21 protein-coding genes are annotated in these 24236 nt (G+C 61.4%); 10 read left to right on the forward strand and 11 right to left on the reverse strand.

What is annotated here, in order from left to right; translation table 11 throughout:
• Positions 1-34 precede the first annotated feature (34 nt).
• The gene (locus LRK71_RS18415; protein ID WP_232405433.1) at positions 35-544 is read right to left on the reverse strand and encodes an outer membrane protein assembly factor BamD; all 510 of its coding nucleotides are present in this window, start codon (positions 542-544) and stop codon (positions 35-37) included.
• A 185-nt stretch (positions 545-729) separates the two neighbouring features.
• On the opposite strand from LRK71_RS18415, the gene LRK71_RS18420 reads away from it, so the two are divergent.
• Entirely contained in the window at positions 730-1239 is a 510-nt protein-coding gene (locus LRK71_RS18420) for a type II secretion system protein N (RefSeq protein ID WP_232405434.1), read from the forward strand.
• A 71-nt stretch (positions 1240-1310) separates the two neighbouring features.
• On the opposite strand, the gene LRK71_RS18425 is transcribed toward LRK71_RS18420, so the two are convergent.
• The 7 genes from LRK71_RS18425 to rfbC all read right to left on the reverse strand — a co-directional run bounded on the left by LRK71_RS18425 (position 1311) and on the right by rfbC (position 9629).
• Positions 1311-2609, reverse strand: coding sequence for a type II secretion system F family protein (locus tag LRK71_RS18425; protein WP_232405435.1), 1299 nt, complete (start codon positions 2607-2609; stop codon positions 1311-1313).
• Complete coding sequence (locus LRK71_RS18430) at positions 2606-4066, reverse strand: GspE/PulE family protein (RefSeq protein ID WP_232405459.1); 1461 nt, start codon at positions 4064-4066, stop codon at positions 2606-2608. Before LRK71_RS18430 ends, LRK71_RS18425 begins: the two co-directional genes overlap by 4 nt.
• Positions 4056-6038 carry a type II secretion system secretin GspD gene (gene gspD, locus LRK71_RS18435; RefSeq protein ID WP_232405436.1) on the reverse strand — a complete coding sequence of 661 codons (1983 nt, stop codon included), beginning with the start codon at positions 6036-6038 and terminating at the stop codon, positions 4056-4058. The genes LRK71_RS18430 and gspD overlap by 11 nt, the downstream gene beginning before the upstream one ends.
• Before the next feature lie 188 nt (positions 6039-6226).
• Positions 6227-7099, reverse strand: coding sequence for a glucose-1-phosphate thymidylyltransferase RfbA (rfbA, locus tag LRK71_RS18440; protein WP_232405437.1), 873 nt, complete (start codon positions 7097-7099; stop codon positions 6227-6229).
• On the reverse strand, positions 7096-7947 hold the full coding sequence (rfbD, locus tag LRK71_RS18445) for a dTDP-4-dehydrorhamnose reductase (RefSeq protein WP_232405438.1): 852 nt from the start codon (positions 7945-7947) through the stop codon (positions 7096-7098). The genes rfbA and rfbD overlap by 4 nt, the downstream gene beginning before the upstream one ends.
• A 69-nt stretch (positions 7948-8016) precedes the next feature.
• Positions 8017-9069 (reverse strand): dTDP-glucose 4,6-dehydratase, encoded by a 1053-nt coding sequence (gene rfbB, locus LRK71_RS18450; RefSeq protein ID WP_232405439.1) that lies wholly within the window; start codon positions 9067-9069, stop codon positions 8017-8019.
• Positions 9066-9629: a dTDP-4-dehydrorhamnose 3,5-epimerase gene (gene rfbC, locus LRK71_RS18455; RefSeq protein ID WP_232405460.1), complete on the reverse strand. Its 564-nt coding sequence runs from the start codon at positions 9627-9629 to the stop codon at positions 9066-9068. Before rfbC ends, rfbB begins: the two co-directional genes overlap by 4 nt.
• A 252-nt stretch (positions 9630-9881) precedes the next feature.
• On the opposite strand from rfbC, the gene LRK71_RS18460 reads away from it, so the two are divergent.
• Positions 9882-11126, forward strand: a complete 1245-nt coding sequence (locus LRK71_RS18460; protein ID WP_232405440.1) for a glycosyltransferase family 4 protein — start codon at positions 9882-9884, stop codon at positions 11124-11126.
• Positions 11127-11290: 164 nt separating this feature from the next.
• Here the strand turns inward: LRK71_RS18460 and LRK71_RS18465 are convergent, their stop codons facing one another.
• Positions 11291-12292, reverse strand: coding sequence for a replication initiator protein A (locus LRK71_RS18465; protein WP_232405441.1), 1002 nt, complete (start codon positions 12290-12292; stop codon positions 11291-11293).
• Positions 12293-12801: 509 nt separating this feature from the next.
• On the opposite strand from LRK71_RS18465, the gene LRK71_RS18470 reads away from it, so the two are divergent.
• From LRK71_RS18470 to LRK71_RS18480, 3 genes are all read left to right on the forward strand, one after another.
• On the forward strand, positions 12802-14220 hold the full coding sequence (locus LRK71_RS18470; RefSeq protein WP_232405442.1) for an AAA family ATPase: 1419 nt from the start codon (positions 12802-12804) through the stop codon (positions 14218-14220).
• 51 nt (positions 14221-14271) lie between these two features.
• Complete coding sequence (locus tag LRK71_RS18475) at positions 14272-15378, forward strand: ParB/RepB/Spo0J family partition protein (protein WP_232405443.1); 1107 nt, start codon at positions 14272-14274, stop codon at positions 15376-15378.
• 287 nt (positions 15379-15665) lie between these two features.
• Positions 15666-16775: a glycosyltransferase gene (locus LRK71_RS18480; RefSeq protein WP_332460285.1), complete on the forward strand. Its 1110-nt coding sequence runs from the start codon at positions 15666-15668 to the stop codon at positions 16773-16775.
• Positions 16776-16821: 46 nt separating this feature from the next.
• Here LRK71_RS18480 and LRK71_RS18485 read toward each other — a convergent pair whose 3' ends face one another.
• Positions 16822-17679: an ABC transporter permease gene (locus LRK71_RS18485; protein ID WP_232405444.1), complete on the reverse strand. Its 858-nt coding sequence runs from the start codon at positions 17677-17679 to the stop codon at positions 16822-16824.
• A gap of 196 nt (positions 17680-17875) precedes the next feature.
• Here LRK71_RS18485 and LRK71_RS18490 point away from each other — a divergent pair, with 196 nt between their 5' ends.
• The 3 genes from LRK71_RS18490 to glf all read left to right on the forward strand — a co-directional run bounded on the left by LRK71_RS18490 (position 17876) and on the right by glf (position 21200).
• The gene (locus LRK71_RS18490; protein ID WP_232405445.1) at positions 17876-19276 is read left to right on the forward strand and encodes a KpsE/RkpR family capsule polysaccharide export protein; all 1401 of its coding nucleotides are present in this window, start codon (positions 17876-17878) and stop codon (positions 19274-19276) included.
• A gap of 40 nt (positions 19277-19316) precedes the next feature.
• A complete protein-coding gene (locus tag LRK71_RS18495) occupies positions 19317-19970 on the forward strand; it encodes an ABC transporter ATP-binding protein (protein WP_232405446.1) in 654 nt (217 codons plus the stop codon).
• Positions 19971-20042: 72 nt separating this feature from the next.
• Complete coding sequence (gene glf, locus LRK71_RS18500) at positions 20043-21200, forward strand: UDP-galactopyranose mutase (protein ID WP_232405447.1); 1158 nt, start codon at positions 20043-20045, stop codon at positions 21198-21200.
• Here the strand turns inward: glf and LRK71_RS18505 are convergent.
• Positions 21197-21889 carry a hypothetical protein gene (locus tag LRK71_RS18505; protein WP_232405448.1) on the reverse strand — a complete coding sequence of 231 codons (693 nt, stop codon included), beginning with the start codon at positions 21887-21889 and terminating at the stop codon, positions 21197-21199. The genes glf and LRK71_RS18505 overlap by 4 nt on opposite strands.
• 220 nt (positions 21890-22109) lie before the next feature.
• Between LRK71_RS18505 and gmd the strand changes: the two genes are divergently transcribed.
• Both gmd and fcl read left to right on the forward strand, forming a co-directional pair.
• A complete protein-coding gene (gmd, locus tag LRK71_RS18510; protein WP_232405449.1) occupies positions 22110-23228 on the forward strand; it encodes a GDP-mannose 4,6-dehydratase in 1119 nt (372 codons plus the stop codon).
• 4 nt (positions 23229-23232) lie between these two features.
• Positions 23233-24207 carry a GDP-L-fucose synthase gene (gene fcl / locus LRK71_RS18515; protein ID WP_232405450.1) on the forward strand — a complete coding sequence of 325 codons (975 nt, stop codon included), beginning with the start codon at positions 23233-23235 and terminating at the stop codon, positions 24205-24207.
• Positions 24208-24236 lie beyond the last annotated feature (29 nt).

The following is a 24236-nucleotide window of genomic DNA, read 5'->3' on the forward strand; positions in this document are numbered from 1 at the left end:
GGAAGGAACTGGATGGGATGAGGCTGGGCCGGGGTTACAGCTTTTGCAACCGCGCCTCGATGCTGGCGCGCCGTCCCGCCATGGATCCCAATGGATCCAGATCATCGCGCGCTTTCAGTACCTCTGCCAGAGCGGCGCTGGCCTGGGTCAGCTGGGCCTTGCCGGGCGCGATCTCGCCCTTGGCCAAAAGCGCCAGCCCCAATTCATGCTGGGCCGTGCCCTGCACCGCCAGGGCCGCGCCCCGGGCAGCCCCGCTTTGCCCCTGGGCCAAGGTGCCGGCAATCCGGGCCGCTTCGCCGTAGTTTCCGGCCCGCAGTTCGGCATGGGCATATTCCAGTTGCAGGCGTGGTGCCAGCGGGCCGGCCTGGGTGATCAGGCGCTGATAGCTGCGGCTGGCGCGGGCGTAATCGCCGCCTTCCAGCGCGTTGCGCGCCACCGCATATTTGGCATGAAACCCGCCATTGCCCGCGGCCTGGGGCCCCAGGCTGTCACCACAGCTGCCCAGGATTACAAAGCTCAGGCTGATGATCGCGAATTTGGTCATGGATATCACCTGCATTGCCTGCTCTTTTTCTGTTTAACTTTGGCTGAAAATTTACCATGTTCAGCACAGCCCGTCTATCTGGGCCGGCCCGCAGGCACGACTGCGGCCAGATCTGTGACCCATATGCGCCTCTTGTTGTCAGGGGCTGACTCCGGCCCCCGCCCAAAACGCCAGCAAGGAAGCCCATGCGCCTGATTGCCCGCCTCTTGACCTTTGCCTGCCTGTTGCTGGCGCTGCTGGCCAGCTATCAGCTGTGGCAGCTGTTCAATGGGCCGCAAGACGGGCCTCTGGATCTGGCAGCGGCGCCCGCTGTCGGGCAAGATCTGATGCGCCCTCACCCTGCCAATCAGGCCCCCAACCTGGCCCCCGATCAGGCCACCAGCGCCCCACCGCCCCGCTGGCCAGCGCTGTTTGGTGAAAAGCAACCGCCCCGCCCGGCGACCACCCCGGCAGAACCGCAGCCGCTCTCCGCCTCCGCCGATCTGCCCCCGATCGAGAGCCTGGGCTATGTGCTGAAAGGCCGGGTGCAGGCAGGTGATGCCACCTGGGCCATCGTTGACCATCCCAGCGGCGAACAGCTGCTGCGCCAAGGTGATGCGCTGCGCGCCGATATCAAGGTGATGCGGATTGATGGCCAGGGGCTCTGGGTCTCGCGCCAGGGTGGGGCGCCAGAATTGCTGGGCTTTGTCGACTGAGCCTATGCACCGCTGCCGCCCCGACAGGATCGGCCAGGCCCAATCCATTCGCCCCGGTCAATTCGATCATATCACCCTGTCACCACCGCCTGCAGATCAAAGATCGGCAGCAGCACCGCCAGGACAATTACCAGTACCATCCCGCCCACCAACATCATCAAGGCAGGCTCTAACAAGGCGGCAATGCGCTTTCGTTCGCTCGATAAGCGATGTTCCACCAGGGCAGCGGCGCGGGCGCTCATCGGGGCCAATCTAACCGAGACCTCGCCCGCCGCAATCAGCTGGCGCGCCACCGGCGGCAGACAGGACAGCTGCGCCAGCGCCGAGGACAGGCTTTCGCCCTGCTGCACCCGACGAGTGACGGCGCGGCCCTCAGCGTGGAACAGCGCCACCGAGAGCACCTCGGTGGCGCTGTCGGTGGCGCTGAGAACCGCATGGCGCGCGCCCAACACCAGGGCCAGGGTGCGCAGATATTGCACCGCTGCCGACAGCCGCATCAGCCGGCCCACCAGCGGCACCCGCAGCAGCAGCCGGTCGCGCCGCTGGCGCAGCCCAGGCATCCGTGGCACCAAGGCCAGAAACAGCAAGACTGCCAAGACCCCCAGGCCAATCAGCTCCGCCTGATCGCGGATGAAATCCGAAACCGCCAGCACCGCCTGGGTCAGCGGTGGCAGATCCCGCCCCGAGAGCTCAAACAGAGCCACGATCTCGGGCGCGACATTGACCATCAGAATGGCACAGACCAGCAAGGACACAGCGGCGACAAATCCGGGATAAACCAGCGCGGTGGCAATCTGCGCCTTGTCGCTGCCCAATTGTTCCAGATGATCGGCCAGGGCGGTAAAGACCGAGGCCAGCTCTCCGGCGCTTTCCCCGGCGCGCAGGGCCGCCAGATAATAGGGGGCAAAGCCGGCCCCGGTCTGATCCAGCGCCTGACACAGGCTGGCCCCATCCAGCAGGGCAGCACGGGCATCAGCGGCCATGGCATCCAGACTGGAGTGGCCCGCACTGCGCACCGCCTCCAGGGCAGCATCGACCGGCAGCTCGGCCTCCAGCATCACCGCCATCTGGCGGGTAAAGACCAGCTGCAATTCCGGGTTCAGCCGCTGGCGCCATGGGGCCCAAAGCATGGTCTTGCCCGCCTCTTGCCGGGCGGCGATAGGCCCGCCTGCCGGATCTGACGGTTGATCGGCGCCTGTCTCTTGCGGGGCGGGCTGGAATGCAGGCTGGCGGCGGGCCTCTGCCAGCTCTGCGACAAACAGATCCAGCGCCGCCAGCTGACGACTGGCATCGCTTTCGGTTTCGGCCACAACCGTACCGCTGCGCCGTCGCCCGGTATCGGTATAGGCGATGTAGCGATAGGCCTTCACATCACATCCCCGACCACCCGCAGGGCCTCTTGCAGGCTGACCTCGCCCAGAGCCACCGCCTGCAGCGCCTGGCCTGTCAGCGTCTCTGTGACCTCCAGCGCCAGCGCCTTCAGCTCGCTCTCGGGGGCACCGCGATCAATCGCAGCGGTGATTTCAGCGGTGATTTCAGCCATTTCAAAAATACCGATACGCCCGGCATGACCAGAGCCACCACAGGCGGCACAGCCCACCGGGGCCTGAATCTGGCCCGGCAGCGCCACCGCATGCCGCTGGAACAGCGCAGCAATGCGGGCCTGTTCGGCGTCATCGATGCGTTGCGGCGCACGACACTGGCGACACAGGCGACGCAGCAGACGCTGGGCAATCACCCCGCGCAGGCTGGCGGCGATCAGGAAATTGTCCAGCCCAAGATCCCGCAGCCGCACAATCGCCCCGATAGAGCTATTGGCATGTAGCGAGGAAAACACCAGATGTCCGGTCAGCGCCGCCTGGGCCGCCGTCTGGGCTGTTTCCTGATCGCGAATTTCCCCCACCAGAATGACATCCGGATCCTGCCGCAGCGTGGCGCGCAGCCCGGCGGCAAAGCTCATGCCGATCTCGGCGTTGATCTGGCTCTGGCTGATGCCGGGCAGGTCATATTCGATCGGATCTTCCACCGTGACGATATTGCGCTCGGCGCGATCCGCCAGTTGCAACAGCGAATAGAGCGTCGTGGTCTTGCCCGCCCCGGTGGGGCCAGTGGCCAGGATTATTCCGTTGGGAAAGCCAGAAAGTCGCTGTAACAGAGCCTGTTGTTGATCCGACAGCCCCAGATCCTGCAGCGGGCGCAGCCCGGTTGAGCGGTCAAGAATCCGCAGCACGATGCGTTCACCGTAGTGACCGGGCAGCGCAGAAACCCGGGTGTCGATCTGCCGCCCCGCCAGCGCCAGCGGGATGCGCCCATCCTGCGGCAGCCGGGTTTCCGCGATATCCAGCCCCGCCATGACCTTCAACCGCGACACGATCCGGCGCACCGGTACATCGGCGCGATCCATCACCTCTTGCAAGACCCCGTCGATGCGCATGCGCACCCTGAGACCGGCTTCATGCGGTTCAATATGCAGGTCCGACGCCCCGCTTTGCACTGCCCGCGCCAAGAGCTGATTGACCAGGGTGATCACTGGCGCATCGCCCGGCTCATCCAGCAGATCCCGCTGCCGGCGGGCAAAGGCCTGCTCTTCCAGATCAAAGCTCAGCGCGGTTTCGGCGGGCAGGCTGGCTTCACGGTAGACCCGTGCCAGGGCGGCATCAAAATCAGCCTGCTCCAGCAGCTGAAAGCGCAGATCAAGCGCCAGGCCAACCCGGCGCTGCGCCTCGCGCAGGCCCAGCTGTGTCCCCCCCGGCCCCGCCAGCAGGGTCGTCCCGTCCAGCACCACCTGCTGGTCACGGGCAAAGGCAAAGGGCAGCCTAGTTGCCACTGCCAAACCGCAGCCTGCTGGGCAGCGGCGGAAAGTTCCGCTGCTGCGCCACATCATCAATAAAGCCGGCATCAAAAGGCTGGTTCAAATCGGCCCCGTCAAAGGGCAGCGCTCCCTGGCCATTATAGGGAAAGCGGCCATCCTCAATCGGGGCAATGCTGGCGCTCACCTCCTGCGCCTTGCGACTGATCTGACGGCTGATCCGCTGGGCTTCCGCCTCGTTTGACACCACCTGGGGACGCAGCAGCACCAAGAGCACCCGCTGATTGCTGTTGCTGTTCTTGCCGCGAAACAGCCCGCCCACCAATGGCAGCTCGGCCAGGCCGGGCACCTTCTGGTTGCTGCCGCCCGAGCCATTTTCAAGCAGGCCGCCCAGCATGATCACATTGCCATCGCGCACCAGCGCCGTGGTCGATAGCGAGCGCCGCGCGGTGATTTCCCCCCCCGAAGAGGCGGTGGAATTGGTCAGGTTAGAGACTTCCTGCTTGATCACCATGCGCACGGTGCGATCAGCATTGATCTGCGGCGTCACATTCAGGGTCAGGCCCACATCCTGGCGTTCGATGGTCTGAAACGGGTTATCCACCGAACTGCCATCGCTGACGGTGGAATAACTGCCGGTGACAAAGGGCACGTTCTGCGCCACCACGATTTCGGCTTCTTGATTGTTCAGGGTCAGGATCGAGGGCGTCGAGAGCAACCGGGTGGAATTCACCGTGGCAATGGCAGTGATCAGCCCCACGATGCCATCACCACTGCTGTTGCGCCGCGCCCCGCCAAAGACACCGCCAGCCCCCAGCGCCGGGGCGGCCCCATTGCTGACCGAAGAAATCAAATTGGTCAGGCTGCTGCGGCCCGGCAGGTCAAACTGCGCCCCGCCCACCAGCGCATTGTTCAGCACCGCGCCAAACTGCACCGACAGATCCGACAGGCCTTCGACCGACATTTCAAAAATCACCGCTTCCACCAGCACCTGGGTTGGCCGCTGATCGAGATAGCGCACCATCTGCACGATCTCGGCGATGCGTTCCTGCGGGGCGGATACAAGCAGGGTATTGGTCTGCAATTCCGGCACGATGCGCACCGGCGCCCGATTGGCAGCATTGTCGCTGCCGGAATTCAGCGTGCGCATCACCACATCGGCAATCGCCGCCGCATCGGCATAGTTCAGCGGGACGGTGCGCGACACCACGGTATTGCGCTGGGTATCCAGCTCATCCACCAATGTGCGCACCCGGTGGCGCAGTGCTTCGGATCCTGAAATCAGCAGCGCGTTGGACCGCCGGTCAACACTCACCGAAGAGCCCTCGGGGATCAGATCCATCGATTGCACCACCTGCAGCACCTCTGCGGCATTGGCATTTTTCAGCCGGATGATTTCAATCGGCGCCGCAGCGCGGGGCTGGTCCAGCCGGTCGATCAGCCGGGAAATCCGGTTCAGGTTGGCGCCGCGATCCGAAATGATCAGCCGTTTGGCACCGGGCACCGCGGTCATCACCGCCTCGGGCGGCAGAAGCGGTCGCACCACTTCGATCACTTCTTGCAGCGGCACCTCGCGCACTGCGATCACCCGGGTTTCAAACCCGCTGGGCAACCCAGCACTGCCACCGGAAGACAGCTCGCGCGCCACATTCATTGGCACAATACGATCCGCCCCGGCGCCCTCAACCAGGGTCAGCCGGTTCAGTTCCAGCACCGAAAGGAACACCTCGAACAGATCCTGCGGCGACATCTGATCCGGTGCCAGTACCGTCACGGTGCCGCGCACGTCCGGGTCCAGCACAAAGCTGCGCCCGGTGGCCTCAGAGACAATTTCGACAAAATTGCGCAGATCCGCATCCCGCAGATCCAGCGTCACCTGGGCGCGCAGCGGCTGCAGCCCCAACAGCAACAGCACCAGAACCCCGATCCAGAGGCGAAGCCCGCTGGCAAAACCAGTCAGGGTCGGCGGTGTCTGTGCGCGCTGTTGCATGGGCTGCTCTTTATACTGCTGCGCCGGGGCACGGGATTGGTCACAGAATCTGCCCCCCAGCTGTCTTGATTACCTGTCAGGCACCATAGCGGTATTGCGCCCAAAAACCATGGGGCTTGGGCGCAATACCGCAAGATATGTGGCGCGCGGGTGGCTCTGCCACAATCGGTGCCACTGACCACAAGCCCCTAGCCCAGCAGTTTCTCCAGATATCGGCCATAGTCGTTCTTGGCAAAGAGCTGGGCGCGGGCCTGCAGCTGGGCCTGATCGATCCAGCCCTGTTCATAGGCGATCTCTTCCGGGCAGCCGGTCTGCAGCCCCTGGCGATCCTGCAGGGTGCGGACAAAATTTCCCGCCTCCAGCAGGGATCCATGGGTGCCCGTGTCAAGCCAGGCATAGCCGCGCCCCATGGTTTCAACCCGCAGGGCGCCCTCATCCAGGTACATCTGCAACAGATCGGTGATTTCCAGCTCCCCACGGGGGCTGGGCGTCACGGCCCGCGCCCGCGCAGGCGCGGATCCATCCAGGAAATACAGCCCGGTCACCGCGTAATTCGACGGCGCCACCTCGGGCTTTTCAATGATCTGACGGGCCCGGCCCGCAGCGTCAAAATCTACCACCCCGTAGCGTTCCGGATCAGCCACGTGATAGCCAAAGACACTGCCGCCTGCAGGCTGCTGATCCGCCGCCGCCAGCAGCTTTGGCAGGCCATGGCCAAAGAAGATATTATCCCCCAGCACCAGGGCTGAGGGTGCGCCCGCCAGAAACTCTTCTGCCAGAATAAAGGCCTGCGCCAGACCATCGGGGCTGGGCTGCACCACATAGGTCAGTTCAACCCCCCACTGGCTGCCATCGCCCAGGGTGCGTTTGAACTGCTCCTGATCCTGCGGCGTGGTGATCACGCAGATCTCGCGGATACCGGCCAGCATCAGCACCGACAGCGGATAATAGATCATCGGCTTGTCATAGATCGGCAACAGCTGCTTGGAGACGCCCATGGTAATGGGATACAGCCGGGTACCCGAGCCTCCCGCCAGAATAATACCTTTTCGTGCCGTCATGGCCTCGCTCCCAAATCGTGCAAAATATCTGCCAGCCCAACCCGCCAATCGGGCTGCGCAATGTTAAAAACAGTCTCTAACGTGGTGCAATCCAGCCTTGAATTCAGCGGCCGCGGCGCCGGGGTTGGATAGTCAGAGGTCGGGATCGCTGCAACCTCGCAGGCAATATTGCCCTGGGCAAAGATCTCAGCCGCAAAACCGGCCCAGCTGACCTCGGGCCTGGCCTGCAGATGATAGATGCCGGATTTGCCCGGATCCGCCCGCAGCTGGCGTGCGATCTCCAGACAGGCTGCGGCAATGTCGCGCGCCGGAGTTGGCGCGCCAATCTGATCCGCCACAATACTCAGATGATCGCGCTCCGCCCCCAGACGCAGCATGGTTTTGACAAAATTATTGCCATGGGCCGACACCACCCAGGAGGTACGCAAAATGGCAGTGGCTCCCCCCGCCGCCCGCACCGCCGATTCGCCGGCCAGCTTAGAGCGGCCATAGGCATTGATCGGCGCGGTCGCATCACCGGGCTGCCAGGGGGTATCACCGCTGCCGTCAAAAACATAATCGGTTGAGATATAGACCAGCGGCAGCCCACGGGCCGCGCAGGCCTGCGCGATGGCCCCCGGTGTTTCGGCATTGATGGTTGTGGCCAGGCTCTCTTCCGCTTCGGCCTTGTCGACCGCCGTATAGGCGGCGGCAATGATCACCGCATCAATGCCAGCGCTTGCGACCTGCGCCGCTGCTGCTGCCGGGTCGCTGAACTCTGCCTGATCCCGCCCCAAACAGGTCACACCGTCCAGCCGCGCCAGCTCCTGTGCGAGCTGACCGGTTTTTCCAAACACCAAAATATTCATGTCCTGCGCCCTGTTTTCATCTTTCTTCAAATACCTCCGCCGGAGGCCGGCTTTCCAGCAGGAAAGCCACTATTGTCCCGTCCCCAAGCGCTGGCCGACGCCGTCACGGGTCTGCAAGGCGCGCCACCAGACCTCATTCTCCAGATACCATTGCACGGTTTTTGCCAGGCCTTCTTCGACCGTCACACTTGGCCGCCAGCCCAACTCGGCGCGGATCCGCGAGGGATCAATCGCATAGCGCGCGTCATGGCCGGGGCGATCCGTCACAAAGGTGATTTGCGCGGCGTAGGACTGCCCATCGCCGCGCGGGCGTTTCTCATCCAGAATGGTGCAGAGATGCTGCACCAGTTCAAGGTTGGAACATTCATTCTCGCCGCCGATATTATAGCTGCGCCCCAGCACGCCTTGTTGCAGCACCAAAAGCAGCGCATCGGCGTGGTCTTCCACATACAGCCAGTCGCGCACGTTTGAACCATCGCCATAGATCGGCAGCGGTTTGCCCGCCAGCGCGTTCAGGATCACCACCGGCACCAGCTTTTCCGGGAAATGGAACGGGCCATAGTTGTTGGAACAATTGGTCAGCACCACCGGCAGCCCATAGGTCTCGGCCCAGGCGCGCACCAAATGGTCGCTGGCCGCCTTGCTGGCAGAATAGGGCGAGCGCGGATCGTAAGCCGTCTCTTCGGTGAATTGCACATCCGGGTCACTGGGCAGCGAGCCATAGACCTCATCGGTCGAGATGTGATGAAAGCGGAACCCCTCTGGGCGGCCTGCCTCAATCCAGTATTTGCGCGCCGCCTCCAGCATATTGAAGGTGCCGGTGATATTGGTCTCGATGAAATCGCCGGGGCCGTCGATCGAGCGATCCACATGGCTCTCGGCGGCCAGATGCATCACCGCATCGGGGGCATGGGCGGCAAAGATCCGATCCAGCCCGGCGCGGTCGCGAATGTCGGCCTGTTCAAAGGCGTAATTGGCATGATCCGCCACCGAGGCCACATTCTCCAGGCAGGCGGCATAGGTCAGCGCATCCAGATTGACCACATGGTGGCCATCGGCAATAGCCCGACGCACCACAGCAGATCCGATAAAGCCGGCCCCGCCGGTCACCAGAAGCTTCATGCCGACTCTCCTTGCCAGGTGAAGGGGGTGTCAAACTCTGCCAGCGCCGGGGCGGTGGCGTCCTTGTCAGACAGCAGGGGCGCGCCATCAAATCCCCAATCAACGCCACAGCTGTCCCAGGCCACGGCACCATCGCAGTCGGGCGCGTAATAGTCGCTGCACTTATAAAGAATTTCGGTCTCGGGCGCGCGGGTGATGAACCCATGCAGAAAGCCCGCAGGCACCAGCAATTGCTTGCCGTTCTCGGCGGTCAGCTCGATGCCGAACCAGTTGCCATATGTCGGCGATCCCCGGCGGATATCCACCGCCACATCAAACAGGGCACCGCGGCCACAGCGCACCAGCTTGGCCTGGGCATGCGGCGGCGCCTGATAATGCAGCCCCCGCAGGGTGCCCACCTGCTGCGACAGCGAATGATTATCCTGCACAAAATCCACATCAATCCCCTGCTCGGACAGCCGCTGCCTGTTCCAGCACTCGCTGAAAAAACCACGTGCATCCCCAAAGCGCTGCGGCGTCAAAACCAGAAGACCCGGCACCCCCGTCTCTTCAACCTGCATCATGTATCCCCTCTTGTTATCCGGCACCCAGATTTGATGGTCTATTCCTTGCCGCAGCCTTGCGCCATGGGCAAGAGAGAGCTGGCGCAAAACCAAAAGCAAGCGCCAGATGCGGCTGTCTTGCCAGCCCCCTTGCCCTGCGCCAGCCCCAAGGCCACCCCAGGCACCATCTTGCGCCCCCGGACATTCCCCGGCAAGCATGGGGCAACCCAGCGGCCAAGATCCAGAACCCCAAATGACAGAGCCCCGTTTATGAAACTTCTTTTTGTCCATCAGAACATGCCCGGCCAATACCGAGAGCTGATCGCCTGGCTGGTCCAGCAGGGCGGCCATGAGATCAGCTTTCTCACCCAGCGCACCGGGCTGAAACTGCCCGGGGTCCGCACCATCACCTACCGCTCCCATCACCAGCCAGGGCCGCAGGCCTATGGGCTGTCGAAAGACTGGGAGGCCGCCGCAGGCACCGGGCTGGGCGTGGCCATGGCGGCGCGCAAGCTGCAGCGCAATGAGGGCTACAGGCCCGACATCATCATTGGCCATACCGGTTGGGGGGAATTGCTGTTCCTGAAAGAGGTCTGGGCAGATGTGCCAGTGATCGGCTTCTTTGAATATTTCTACCGCACCAGTGGCGGGCTGGTGGGCTTTGACCCGGAAGCCCCGGTGAATGATCAGGCGGGTTTCTTTGCCCAGGCCCGCAATACCGTGCCCTATGCCAGCATCGAATGTGTGGATCAGGGCCATACCCCCACCTTCTGGCAGCGCGACCGGTTTCCAACCTCCTTTCATGACCGCATGTATACCTGCCATGATGGTATTCGCTGCGACCGGCTGCGCCCCGATGCCGACGCCTCAATTGGTCTGGGACGGCTGGACCGCCCCCTCACCCGCGCGGATGAGGTGGTGACCTATGTGGCCCGCAACATGGAACGCGCCCGCGGCTTTCACATCATGATGCGCGCCCTGCCGCGGATTCAGGCGGCACGGCCTCAGGCCCGGATCCTGATGATTGGCGGCAATGACACCTCTTACGGGGCGGAGAGCAGCCACCCCAAGGGCCTGCGCGGCGAGATGGAGGCAGAGCTTGGCGACAGTGTCGACTGGAACCGGGTGCATTTTCTGGGCAAGGTGCCCTATGATGATCTCTGCCGTATCATCCGCATCAGCCGCTGCCATATCTATCTGACCATGCCCTTTGTGCTCAGCTGGTCGCTGCTCGAAGCGATGTCAATGCAGGCCACGGTGGTGGCAGCGGATGTAGCCCCCGTGCGCGAGGCCGTCACCCATGGGAAAACCGGCATGCTGGTAGATTTCTTTGACCCAGCCGCCCTTGCCGACCAGGTTACCGATGTCTTGGAAAATCCGGAAACCTACGCCGCTCTTGGTCCTGCAGCGCGCGCCCATATCCTGCAGCATTACGATTTTCTCAGCCGCTGCCTGCCAGAGCATATCGCCCAGATCAACGCGCTGGTGCCACGCGCCAAACACATAGACATATAAAGCCAAATGTTTCGCGCGCGAAACATTTGGCGGCCTCCGGCGGGGATATTTACGGCCAAATGAAGCAAACGATCACTACAAGCTTTTTCATTTGGCTCTAAATATCCTGGGGGTGAGCGCTTTGGCGCGAGGGGGCAAAGCCCCCTGCCCTTAAAGATGATACCTCACTCTACCCTATGTTTTTTGACCCAACCCAGGAAGGCGGCATCAGCCTGACGCAGGCGCGGTCGGCCTGTACGCTCCCACATGGCGCGCCATTCGGCCTCTAGCGCGTAGACATCCGCGCCGGGCATCAGATCGCGGGCCTTTTCCAGGCTGGCCTGTTTCAATACCGGCGCTTCGGCTGAACCTGGTTCCACCACCCGATGCTTCTGGCGAAAGCGGATCAAATCCCCCGGCAACTCCTCCATGGCATAATCCGGCAGCGGCTGGGCTGTGATCATATCGCGGATCATCTTACGAAAGACCCGGCGCGGGCTGGCTGAGCCAGATTTCTTCAACAACGTCTCGACCGAAATGGTCCAATCCCGCTGGCGGCCGCAATGTTTACGCGTCAGCTCGTAAATGCGCCGTTCCAGTGGTTTGCGCAGGCGGAAATAATCACGGCTTAGCGTCAGCACCGATTTTGACAGCACCGCGCGAAACAGCCAATCCGACAGGGTGACAGCCACATTCACCATGCGCCCGCCCCGCGCCTTGCGGACAATTTCCCAGCGTTCAATCAGGCCAAACCCCGAGGTCACCTCCTCGCCGCCGGTCGTGATATTGGTGGTGATCCGGGTGCCGGCCAGGCGTTCAAAACTTTCCCGCAGCCGCCGATAGGCATCGCCCGAGGTTTCTCGGTTGGTGGCCACCAACAAATCATGCGCCTTGAGATGCAGGGTGCGCGACACCTGGCGACCGGCATTCTGCGCCGCCATCAGCTGGCTGATGCAGAAGATCAGAATATCCTTGTCATGGATCGTCGCCAGTCCCTTGACCGATGGCACCACAGTGATTTCTGCACCGTTATGTTCATAGTTCAAGATCCGCCGATCCGGACGGGTCCCTAGAGAAAACAGCGGATGTTCCATCGAGACCAGATCATTCTTGGGAATGGCATCAAAGATATCGCAAAGGAAAAAACTGCCGGGGCCTGCGGACCCCCCTGTTAATGCTGTACTCATCGTGCCCTGCCCGTTTTGCCTATGGCCACCCGCCCCCCAGGTATGCGCCCGATTTCACAGGCTCCCGAGGTGACTCGCTTTCGTGGTTTTGATTACGCCCACCCTAGAGTTATCCACATGAGTTCTCAACGGGGTTCCGGAATCGTTTCTTCGGGGGTTCAGAGTCATCTCAACGGGGTTTCAGAGTCACTGCCTGCAGAAATATGACCCAGAAACCCAATGAAAAAAGGGCTTTGCTTCGCAAGCCCCAGTCCTGTAACTATTATATAACCATAAATAACAGTACAAAAAAATGCAGCAGGCCAAGATCACAGCCAAAACCCTGCTATCAATACCCCCAGATTTCCCTGGCAGAGGTATGATTTTCTTAGAAAAAGAAAAAGGTGTGCGCGCATTCTTTCCATGTACCGCCTTTTCTGATATCAGGCTATAAAGGTGATACATCAGCCGCTAGGCACCGCGATCCACAGGTGATCCAGACCAGCGGTCTTACAAATGGGCAGCGCATCATGGCACGAGATATCCACAAGGCAGGCAACAGCCTTCCGCCCTATTTCAACATTGATCCAGATGCCGCATTGGCCGAGCTCGACACCCCCACCAGCACCGAAGGCTTTGCCAATATCGCGGCAGGCTGTGCGCGAGGGCGCGCCGATCTGTCCAGCCGGGGAATGAATGAAGAGGGGCGCAAAGAGCTGCGGCTGTTTTCCACCTGGGAAATCACCCGTTATCTGATCCCGGTGGCCCAGGCCCATTTTCGCCGGGTGCTGAAGGCCAATCCCGATTTGCCCCAGGGGCGGTCGGAAACCGAAGGGGGGGCCAAATGGTTCACCCTGGATGAGGTTCTGGTGCTGCGTGCCTTCTTTGGTGCCCAGGGCTCCAAGGCCAAGGATTACACCCCCTATCGCCCCAAAGGCCTGCCGGCCAAACTGGTCTCGGTAGCCAATTTCAAAGGCGGCGTTGGCAAGACCTCAACCGCGGCGCATCTGGCGATGTCGGCCGCGCTGGATGGCTACAAGGTGCTGGTGATTGATCTGGACAGCCAGGGGTCGATGACCTCGATCTTTGGTGGCCGGGTCGAAGATGAATGGCAGACGGCCTTTCCGCTGCTGGCGCGTCATTACGGCGAACATCTGCGTACCGAAAACCAGCGTCGCCTGGATCGTGGCGACGCGCCCCAGCCGCTGGAAGAGGCGCTTTCGGCGGCGATGGAGATGACGGCGCAGGATGTCATTCAAGGCACCCATTGGCCCAATATCGATCTGATCGGGGCGCAGCTGAACCTCTATTGGGCGGAATTCCAGATCCCGGTCTGGCGCATGGCGGCGCGCAGCTGGAAGCTCTGGGATGCGCTGACCGACCGGCTGGCCGCAGATGGTGTGCTGGATGACTATGACATCGTCTTTATCGATACCCCGCCGGCCCTGGGATATCTGACCATCAATGGTCTGGCGGCTTCTGATATCCTCTTGGTACCGATGGGGGCGTCCTTTCTGGAATTCGACAGCACCGGGCGTTTCTTTGACATGCTGCATTCGACCTTTGCCTCTATTGAGGAGGGCGAAAACCTGGCGGCCCGGGCGCTGGGGCGGCCCGAGATGGGGTTTGAATGGGATGCGGTGCGGGCGGTGATCACCCGCTATGACAGCGCCCAGCAAGGCGAACTGGCTGGGGTGATGCAGGCCTATATGGGGCCGGTGCTTAGCCCGCATAAACAGGATTTCACCGCGCTGATTGGCCAGGCCGGCGAGCAGGTCTCGGGGATCTACGAGGCCGATTACCGCGATTTCAACCGCGAAACCTATGCGCGTGGCCGCGAAACATTTGATGCCACCTATGCCGCCTTCAAGCGGCTGCTCTTGGGGGTCTGGCGGCGCGCGGAACTGGAACAAGAGGCAGAAATGCAGGACCAGCGCACGCCGGCCTAAGGCTCTAACAAGGTCAGCGGCGCAAGATTGGCGCGATGAGGAGATCAGCAAATGGCAAAACGCAAACGGCTTTCCCCGGCGCAAGACACCTATCTTGCCACCCCGCCCGAGGGGAAATCAGCCCTGTCGGGGCCGCTGGCCGCCGCGCCGCAAAGCGCCGCTCCCATTGCCCAGGTCGCGGCTGAGGTTTCAACCCAGGCCGCCCTGCAAGAGGTCACCGAGGTGCTGCACCGCGCGCGCAGTCGTGGCCTGATGGTGGAAGAAATTCCCCTGGAGATGATCGACGAGACCCATCTGGTACGTGATCGCATCACCCAGGATGCGGATGAGATGGAGGCCCTGATGAGCTCTTTGCGGGCCCGTGGTCAACAGAGCCCGATTGAGGTGGTGCCGCTGGAGGGGCGAATTGATGGAAAATCCTGGGGGCTGATTTCCGGCTGGCGCCGGCTTTCAGCGATGCGCAGGCTCTATGCCCAGGGATCAGAGCCTGAATTTGCCAAGATCAAAGCGCTGGTGATCCACCCGGAAAGCGCCGAAGCCGCCTATGTGGCGATGGTGGAAGAGAATGAAATTCGGGTCAATCTGTCCCATTACGAACGTGCCCGTATCGCGGTGCGCGCTTTGAAAGAGGGGGTCTTTCCCAGCCAGAAGAAAGCGCTGCAGGGGCTGTTTGCCAATGCGCCACGGGCGAAACGGTCCAAGATCGGCAGTTTTGTCACCCTGGTCGAGGCGCTGGATGCGGTGCTGTATTTCCCTACTGCGATCAGTGAAAAGCTGGGGCTGTCCCTGGTGCGTCAGCTGAATGAGGATGCAGGCTTTGCCGAGGTTTTGAAGACGGCATTGCAGGCTGGTGAACGGGGCGATGCGGCCAAGGAAACCGCCCTGCTCAGCGCCTGTCTCGCGGCGCGGCAGGCGGCAGAGAAAGCCACAGCTGATGCGGCTCTAAACTCACCTGTAGAGCCGCATCGGGCGCAGGAGGCCCGACCGCAGATCCGGCGCACAGGGGAAGAGATCAATCCCCAGGAACGGGTGACCACCCAGGTCGCGGAGGGGCTGCGCATTGGCTTTCAGCCGGGGGCGCAGCGGATCGAGCTGAGCGGAACGGCGGTTGATGCCGCATTTCTGGAGGAGTTGAAGGTCTGGTTGCAACAGCGCTGAGGCGGGCACACCAATCAGAACGGCGGCAGGGGCACAGCAGGCTGTGCCCCTTTTTAGAGCCTAATACTATATTTTGGCTCTGATAGGGGTGGGCAAATGTTTCGCGCGCGAAACATTTGCGGCAAAGAGAGCGGCAAATTGGATGCGCCTGAGGCGGTGCATCCGGGAGGCATCCGGGGGCAAAGGGTTTGACTCGCGCGCGCATTTATGAGTTTTGCGCCTCTGAACGATGGCGATCTGTTCCCCCTTATCCTTCTTCAAGGGGGCGTTTTGAGGAGAAGCACTGCGTGTGCCCTGATACCGGTCTTGAGATAGAAACGATACCGCCTGCTCAGATATCTTCTGCGCCGGTTGCCGCCGCTGGTCGGCTGGTGGCGGTGGTGGTGACATATAACCGGCTGGATAAATTGCAGGCCACCCTGGCGCGGCTGCTGGAAAGCCCAGAGGCCGAGCTGGCCGCAGTGGTGGTGGTGGACAATGCCTCCAGCGATGGCACCGGCGCCTGGCTGGCCAGCCAGACTGCGGTGCGGCTGGATATTGTCAGCAGCGCCAGCAACCGTGGGGGGGCTGGCGGATTTGAGAGGGGCATGCGCCGCGCAATGGAGGCGCATCGCCCCGACTGGCTGGTGGTGATGGATGATGATGGCCGCCCGGCCAAAGGCGGGCTGGCAGGGTTTCATGACCTGGCGATGTTTCGCAGCGGTGCCGGCGACAAAAAGCAGACAGGAGATTGGGCCAGTGAAGGGGCCTGGGATGCGGTGGCCGCAGCGGTCTATTTTCCCGAAGGTGGCATCTGCGAGATGAACCGCCCCTCACGCAATCCCTTTTGGCACGGGCGCGAATTCCTACGCACGCTGTTTGGGGGCGGCCGTTCTGGTTTTCACGTGCAGCCCAGCGATTACGCCGGTCCGGGCTTGCAGATCGATGTGACCTCTTTTGTTGGCTTCTTCATTTCCGCCCGGGCGGTGCAGCGCATCGGTTACCCGGATCCGGATCTGTTCATCTATGGCGACGATGGGCTTTATACCCTGGGGCTGAGCAAGGCTGGCGGGCGGATCGGCTTTGAACCTTCGGTGCGGTTTGAACATGACCTTACCACCTTTGTGGCCCGCGACGGCAGTGGCGGCGCCCAGCGAGGCCGCTTTATTCCGCTGTGGAAGGTCTACTATTACCATCGCAACCTGTTGTTGCTGTACCAGATGGCGGCGGGCTGGTTGTTCTGGCCGGTGCTCTTGGTGATTGTGCCCAAATGGCTGTCCAAGGTGCGGCTGCACCGCGGAGAGCGGCGGGCGTTCCTGCGACTGATCCGGCGCGCCATCTGGGATGGGCTGCGCCAGCGTCGGGTGATGTCGCATGCACGGGTTCTGGATCTTGCCAGAACCCGGAAAAAGGGCTGAAAGCACGCCTGTGCAAGCTGTCTGGGCTTGTCAGGCCCAGGCGGGCCTAATTGTTCATGATGTCGCGATGATAGCGCCCCAGCAGCAAAAGCCCCAGAGCCATGAGAATGAGGCTGACAAAGATCACATAGGGGATGTTGACGTAGGTTGCCGCATAGGTCGGATAAAAGGCGGACCGGGACAGGCCGATGATGTGGATCAGCGGATTGTACCACAGGATATCGCGGGCAAATCCGGGCAGGGAATCATAGAGAAAAAAGATGCCCGAGGCCAGAAACAGGGGGCGGGTTATGATGGACCAGACCACCTCCCAGATTGGGAACAACCCGATCAGCGCGCAGTTCAAGACGCCAATGCCAAGGCCCAGAACCATGGTCATCGAAAGGGCGGTAACAACTGCGGGCATATCAATCACGGCGCGGTTCTCGGTCACCATCAGAATGCCGCTGACCAGGATCACCCCAACCAGAATAGAGGTCAGGCTATTGACCAGAAACCGGGCCAGCACGGCATCGACCCAGGTCACCGAGGGAAAGCGCAACAGCGGCCCGGAAAAGGCAATCGCCCGGGCCACGGTATTGGAAACCTTGTTGTAAAGTTCAAAGGGAACATAGCCAGTGGCGTAGAACAGCAGGAATGTTGTGCCCAGGGCGGGGGTCCGCATCACCAGGGAAAAGCCAAAAGACAACACTATAATCGCGGCCAGGGGTTCCATGATGGCCCAAAGATAGCCCCCCGGCGTGCGGGCATAGCGGGTGGCCATCTCGCGCAACATCAGCGCCACGATGGTGCGCAGCGATGAAAAACTGCGATTGGCACCAGAGGCGGGCAGCTGTGCTGCGGGAACCTGGGGCGAGGTCTCAGAGAGGCCGTCAGAGGCGGCGGCAGCGGGGCGACTTTGCATAGGGCTCCCTGCGGGAATCTGTGGTTGTGAAGGACGGGCGGGCAGGCGATACTATGGGCCAGGATGCGGGCAATTACAAATGGCTCTGGCTGCTTATCATCGCAGAAGAGACAGGGCAGATCGCCAGTGATTTTCAGACCAGTGGTTTTTCAGGCAGAGGCCTGATGGATTCGAGAAGACAGAAAATGGGGTCAGCATGGATGGGAGCAATGTGGATGCGGGTAAACAAGACCCCATGACAGCAACCGGAGCGAAAGCGGCCCCGGAGGCCAGATCCGGGGCCAGGCCTGGGGGGAAACCTGCGGCCAAATCCGGCGCTGGCCCCAAAGGCACCCAAAATACGGGCCTCAAGGCCGGGCAGGGGGGGGGGCAGAAGGCTGTCCCCAAGGCCCAACAGAAGTTGCAGAATCTGCGTCTGCGTCTGCAGGAGGCCGAGGCCAAGCTGCAGGAACAAAGCTTTCCACTGGCCGGCCCTGCCAAGATGCGCAGACGCCACTGGGGGCTGATCCTCAGCTTTGTGCTGCTGGTGGTGCTGCCGATTGCAGCGGTGATCTTCTATCTGACTGCCGTGGCAGAGGACCAATACCAGTCGACGACGGGCTTTACCGTGCGCAGTCAGGAAAGCAGCGGCTCGGCGACAGATCTGTTGGGCGGGCTGGCCAGCTTTGCCTCCAGCTCCTCTGCCTCGGACAGTGATATCCTGTATGAATTCATCCAAAGCCAGGAGATGATCGCGGTGGTGGACGAGGTGGTGGACCTGCGGGCCCATTACAGTCAGCACTGGCCGCGTGACTGGGCCTTTTCGATCTGGCCGGATGCGACGCAAGAAGAAATGGTCTGGTACTGGCAGCGCATCGTGAGCATTTCCTATGACAGCGGTTCAGGGTTGATCGAGGTCCAGGCGCTGGCCTTTGATCCTGAAACCGCCCAAGCCATCACCCAGGCCATTGTCAAGGAAAGCCAGATCCGCATCAATGCACTGAACGAACAGGCGAGGGCTGATGCGATTGGCTATGCCCAGGCGGATCTTGACGAGGCGGTCGAGAAGTTGAAGATGGCGCGCGAGGCGCTGACCCAGTTCCGCACCCGCACCCGCATTGTCGACCCGGAGGCGGATATTCAGGGGCGCATGGGGGTGATGAACAATCTGCAACAGCAGCTGGCCACCGCATTGATCGATTATGACCTGTTGCGCGGCACTGTGGCCGATGGCGATCCCCGGTTGAAAAAGGGGCAACAGCTGATTGATGTGATCCGCCAGCGGATCGACAGCGAGCGCCAGACCTTTACCTCTACCAATACCGACACCGGGGCCGTTGGCGAGGATTATCCCTCGCTGATTTCCGAGTTCGAGCGGCTTACGGTGGATCGTGAATATACCGAAGAGTCCTATCGCGCCGCGCTTACCGGGTTGGCGCTGGCCCGCGACGAAGCGATCCGGCAGAGCCGCTATCTGGCGACCTATATCAACCCGACCCGGCCGCAGCAGGCGGAATATCCCCAACGGCTCTTGCTGATCGGGCTGGCGACGTTGTTCCTGCTGTTGCTCTGGTCGATCCTGGCGCTGATTTATTATTCCATCCGTGATCGCAGCTGAAGCGGCCCTATGACAAAACAGATGACAGAGCAGGCACGGCATGATCCGGCTTGAAAACCTGACCAAGAGCTTCTGGCTGAAGGGCGAGCGCAAGATTGTCATCGACAATCTGAACCTCACCCTGCCCACCGGACGATCGCTGGCGTTGCTGGGGCGCAATGGCGCGGGGAAATCCACCCTGTTGCAGATCATTTCCGGCACCATGCGCCCGGACCAGGGCCGGGTGGTCTCTGATGGGACCATCTCTTGGCAGGTGGGGCTGGGGGGCTCTTTTCATGCCCAGCTGACCGGGGCGGAAAACGTGCGGTTTGTCGCCCGTGTCTACGGGGTCGATACCAAAGAGCTGGTGGATTTTGTCGAAGATTTTTCTGAGCTGGGGAAATTCTACCACATGCCGGTGCGCAGCTATTCTTCGGGCATGCGGGCGCGTCTGACCTTTGGCGCCTCGATGGGGATTCGGTTTGACACCTATCTGGTGGATGAGGTCACCGCCGTGGGCGATGCCAGTTTTCGCCGCAAGAGCCGGGCGGTCTTTGCTGAACGCATGCGCCAGTCGGGGGCGATCATGGTCAACCATGGCATGCCCGAGCTGCGCCAATACTGCGATTCCGGCCTGGTACTGGAAGATGGCAAGGTGCATTACTTTGACGATCTGGAAGAGGCGATTGCCCTGCATGAGGAACTGATGAAATAAGGGCCCCATTCCAGAGGGCCCCGGCAGAACGGTGGGCCCGCAAAGGCAGAGCAGACACAGGAGAGCCCAGAGATGGCAGCAGGCAAGTTCTTGATGGTGGGGGCCGGGCTCTCGGGGGCGGTGATCGGTCGCCAGCTGGCCGAGGCGGGCCATCAGGTCCAGGTGGTCGACGCCCGCGATCATATCGGCGGCAATTGTCATACCGCGCGTGATCCCGAAACCGGGGTGCTGCTGCATGTTTACGGGCCGCATATCTTTCACACCGATGATGGCGAGGTCTGGGACTATGTGAACCGCTTTGCCGCGTTCAAACCCTATAAGAACCGGGTGAAGACCACCGCCCGGGGCCAGGTGTTTTCCCTGCCGGTGAACCTGCACACCATCAACCAGTTCTTTGGCAAGACCCTGCGCCCGGCAGAGGCCCGCGCCTTTATTACCGAGACCCAGGCCGATACCACGATAGAGGATCCGCAAAGCTTTGAGGAACAGGCGCTGCGCTTTGTCGGGCGGGACCTGTATGAGGCGTTTTTCAAGGGCTACACCCTGAAGCAATGGGGCGTTTCGCCAAGGGAATTGCCCGCCTCCATCCTGAAGCGCCTGCCGCTGCGCTTCACCTATGACGATAACTATTTCTTTCACAAACATCAGGGAATGCCAGAGCAGGGGTATAGCGAGATGATCGCGGCCATTCTGGATCATCCGGGCATAAGCGTCAGGTTAGAGACTGTTTTCAACCGGGCCGAGACGCAGGAGTATGACCATGTCTTTTATTCGGGGCCGCTGGATGGTTATTTCGACTATGAGCTGGGTCGCCTGGGCTATCGCACCCTGGATTTTGAAAAATTCACCTATGACGGGGATTATCAGGGCTGCGCGGTGATGAACTATGGCGATGTCGATGTTCCCTATACACGGATCACCGAACACAAGCATTTTGCCCCCTGGGAGAACCATGAAAAATCGGTCTGCTACCGGGAATATTCGCGCAGTGCTACGCCGCAGGACATCCCCTATTACCCCATTCGCCAGCTCAAGGAAAAGGCGCTGCTGGCGGAATATGTGGCCCTGGCAGAGCGCAGCACAGGGGTGAGCTTTGTTGGCCGTCTGGGCACCTATCGCTATCTCGACATGGATGTGACCATTCGCGAAGCCCTGGATGTGGCAGCTGGATTTCTGCAACAGAGGGCGGCCGCGAAAGCTGTTCCCGCCTTTTGGACTGCGCCGCTTTAGCGGGCCGTTTCTGCGGTGGCGCAGAGGTTTTGATAATATCCCGGCGGCAGTTTCCCCCAGCGGTCCAGCTGTTTGATACAGTCATATTCGGGCTGTAAAAAGCGGCGCAGGTTGGCCGCCCCCTGCGGGCTGAGGCGGCGCTCTTCGGGCTTGGTGCCCTGGCGATTGTCATTGACCCGGCCTGGGGTCTTGATGCCAAACAGCCGGGCAAGATCCGTATCCAGGGTTTCCTGCAGCAAAACCCCCAGGATCTGATCAGGGGAAATCCCGGCCAGAAGATCCTGCAGATAGAATGCGATGTTTTCGCTCAGGTGATGGATTGACAGGAAATGCCCCTGGGCCAGGGCATTTTTTCTGCCATCGGGACGATAGAGCGCCCGGGCCAAGGCATCCAGGCTGCCATAGTGGCGCAGGATCTGCGCTTCGCCGGGGAAACGGTCCGGTTGGCTGGCCTCGGTGAGCACCAGTTTGCGGCGCCAGTAAAAGGCTGAAATGGCGCGGCTGATGGGGCACCGCAGAGTGATATAATAGCGATAGTGCGGTGCCACCGGGGGCTGGCGGACATGGGCGATGATATCCATCGGGGAGCCGCTGTTTTCCAGGGCGTCGCGCAGGGTAGAGCCGCCGCATTTGCCGATATGAACAAGGACGGTTTGCGGGGCTTGGGCCGCGGCGGCGCTCTGAGGCATTGGTGGGCTTTCTGTTGTCACGACGGCTCTTGCGGGGCTGACCCTAGCCGAGATCGCAGCCCCTGACGAGAGCGGGCGCCGCAAAATCAGGCTGATCAGGCGGGCCGGGGCGCTTGCACTCTGTTCGCCTGCCTCGTACTTCTCGGTGGCGGGGGCTGCTGCCGTGTCAGCTGCGGCCCGGCAGGCTGCAGATGGCAGGCCGACAAAAGAGGGAAGAGGCATGAAACGAGCGCTTATCACCGGTGTGACCGGCCAGGATGGCTCCTATCTGGCAGAGTTCCTGCTGGAAAAAGGCTATGAGGTGCATGGTATCAAGCGCCGGGCCTCGTCGTTCAATACCCAGCGGGTGGATCACATCTATCAGGATCCCCATACCGATCACGCCCGTTTCAAACTGCATTACGGCGATCTGAGCGATACCTCGAACCTGACCCGGATCCTGCAGGAAGTGCAGCCCGACGAGGTCTATAACCTGGGCGCGCAAAGCCATGTTGCCGTGTCTTTTGAAAGCCCGGAATACACCGCGGATGTCGATGCCATGGGCACCCTGCGCCTGCTAGAGGCGATCCGCTTTCTCGGGCTGGAGAAAAAGACCCGGTTTTACCAGGCCTCTACCTCGGAACTTTATGGTCTGGTGCAGGAAACACCGCAGCGCGAGACCACGCCGTTTCACCCGCGCAGCCCCTATGCGGTGGCCAAGATGTATGCCTATTGGATCACCGTGAACTACCGCGAGGCCTATGGCATGTATGCCTGCAACGGCATCCTGTTCAACCACGAGAGCCCGCGCCGCGGCGAGACCTTTGTCACCCGCAAGATCACCCGCGGGCTGGCCAATATCGGGCAGGGGCTGGAAGATTGTCTTTATATGGGCAATATCGACGCGCTGCGCGACTGGGGTCATGCCAAGGATTACGTGCGCATGCAGTGGATGATGCTGCAGCAGGACAGCCCGGATGATTTTGTCATCGCCACCGGCAAGCAATATTCGGTGCGCCAGTTCATCATCTGGTCGGCGGCCGAGCTGGGCATCACCCTGGACTTCACCGGCACCGGCCTTGATGAGATCGCCACTGTCACAGCAATCGAAGGCGACGCGGCCCCGGCGCTGAAGGTGGGCGATGTGCTGCTGCGGATTGATCCGCGCTACTTCCGCCCCGCCGAGGTGGAAACCCTGTTGGGTGATCCCACCAAGGCCCGCGAGACACTTGGCTGGGTGCCGGAAATCACCGTCCAGGACATGTGCTCGGAAATGGTGCGCGAGGATCTGAAGCTGGCCCGCCGCCATGCGCTGCTGAAAGAACACGGCATGGACCTGCCGGTAAGCCTGGAAGTCTAGGGCGATGAAGATTTATCTGGCAGGCCATCGCGGCATGGTGGGCGGCGCGATTCTGCGCCAGTTGCAGGCGCGGCGTGCGGCAGGCGAAGATCTGACGCTGCTGACCCGGACCAGCGCCGAGCTGGACCTGACCAATCAGGCCATGGTGCAGGATTTTTTCCAGGCAGAACAACCCGATCAGGTCATTCTGGCTGCGGCCAAGGTGGGCGGCATCATTGCCAACAACAGCTACCCTGCCCAGTTCATCTATGAAAACCTGATGATCGAATGCAACGTGATCCATCAGGCCTATGCCGCAGGTGTCAAAAAGCTTTTGCAGCTTGGCTCTTCCTGCATCTACCCCAAGGCGGCCGCACAGCCGATGGCGGAAAATGCCCTGCTGACCGGCACGCTGGAGCCGACAAATGAACCCTATGCGGTGGCCAAGATCGCGGGCATCAAACTGTGTGAGAGTTATAACCGGCAATATGGCACCGATTATCGCTCGGTGATGCCCACCAACCTCTATGGGCCGGGCGACAATTTCCACCCGGAAAACAGCCATGTGCTGCCGGCCCTCATTCGCCGCTTTCACGAGGCGGCGCAGGCGGGGCTGCAAGAGGTCACGATCTGGGGGTCTGGCAAGCCGAGGCGCGAGTTCCTGCATGTGGACGATATGGCGGCGGCCTCGCTGTTTGTGATGGATCTGGAGCCCGGGCGCTATGCCCGCGAGACCGCGCCGATGCTGAGCCATATCAACGTGGGTTCGGGCGTGGATGTCAGCATTCTGGAACTGGCGCAGATGGTGGCGCGGGTCACCGGCTTTACCGGCCAGATCCTGACGGATCCCAGCAAACCCGATGGCACCCTGCGCAAGCTGATGGATGTCACCCGGCTGGATCGGCTGGGCTGGCGCGCCACGATCCCGTTGGAAGTGGGCATTCGGACCACTTATGACTGGTTCCTGAAGCAGGGGCTGGATAACCTGCGGGCCAAATAGGCCAAAAGATGTGATTGCAAAAGGGGTAG

The sequence above is a fragment of the Pseudophaeobacter flagellatus genome (genome assembly GCF_021228235.1).
Lineage (GTDB): Bacteria > Pseudomonadota > Alphaproteobacteria > Rhodobacterales > Rhodobacteraceae > Pseudophaeobacter > Pseudophaeobacter flagellatus.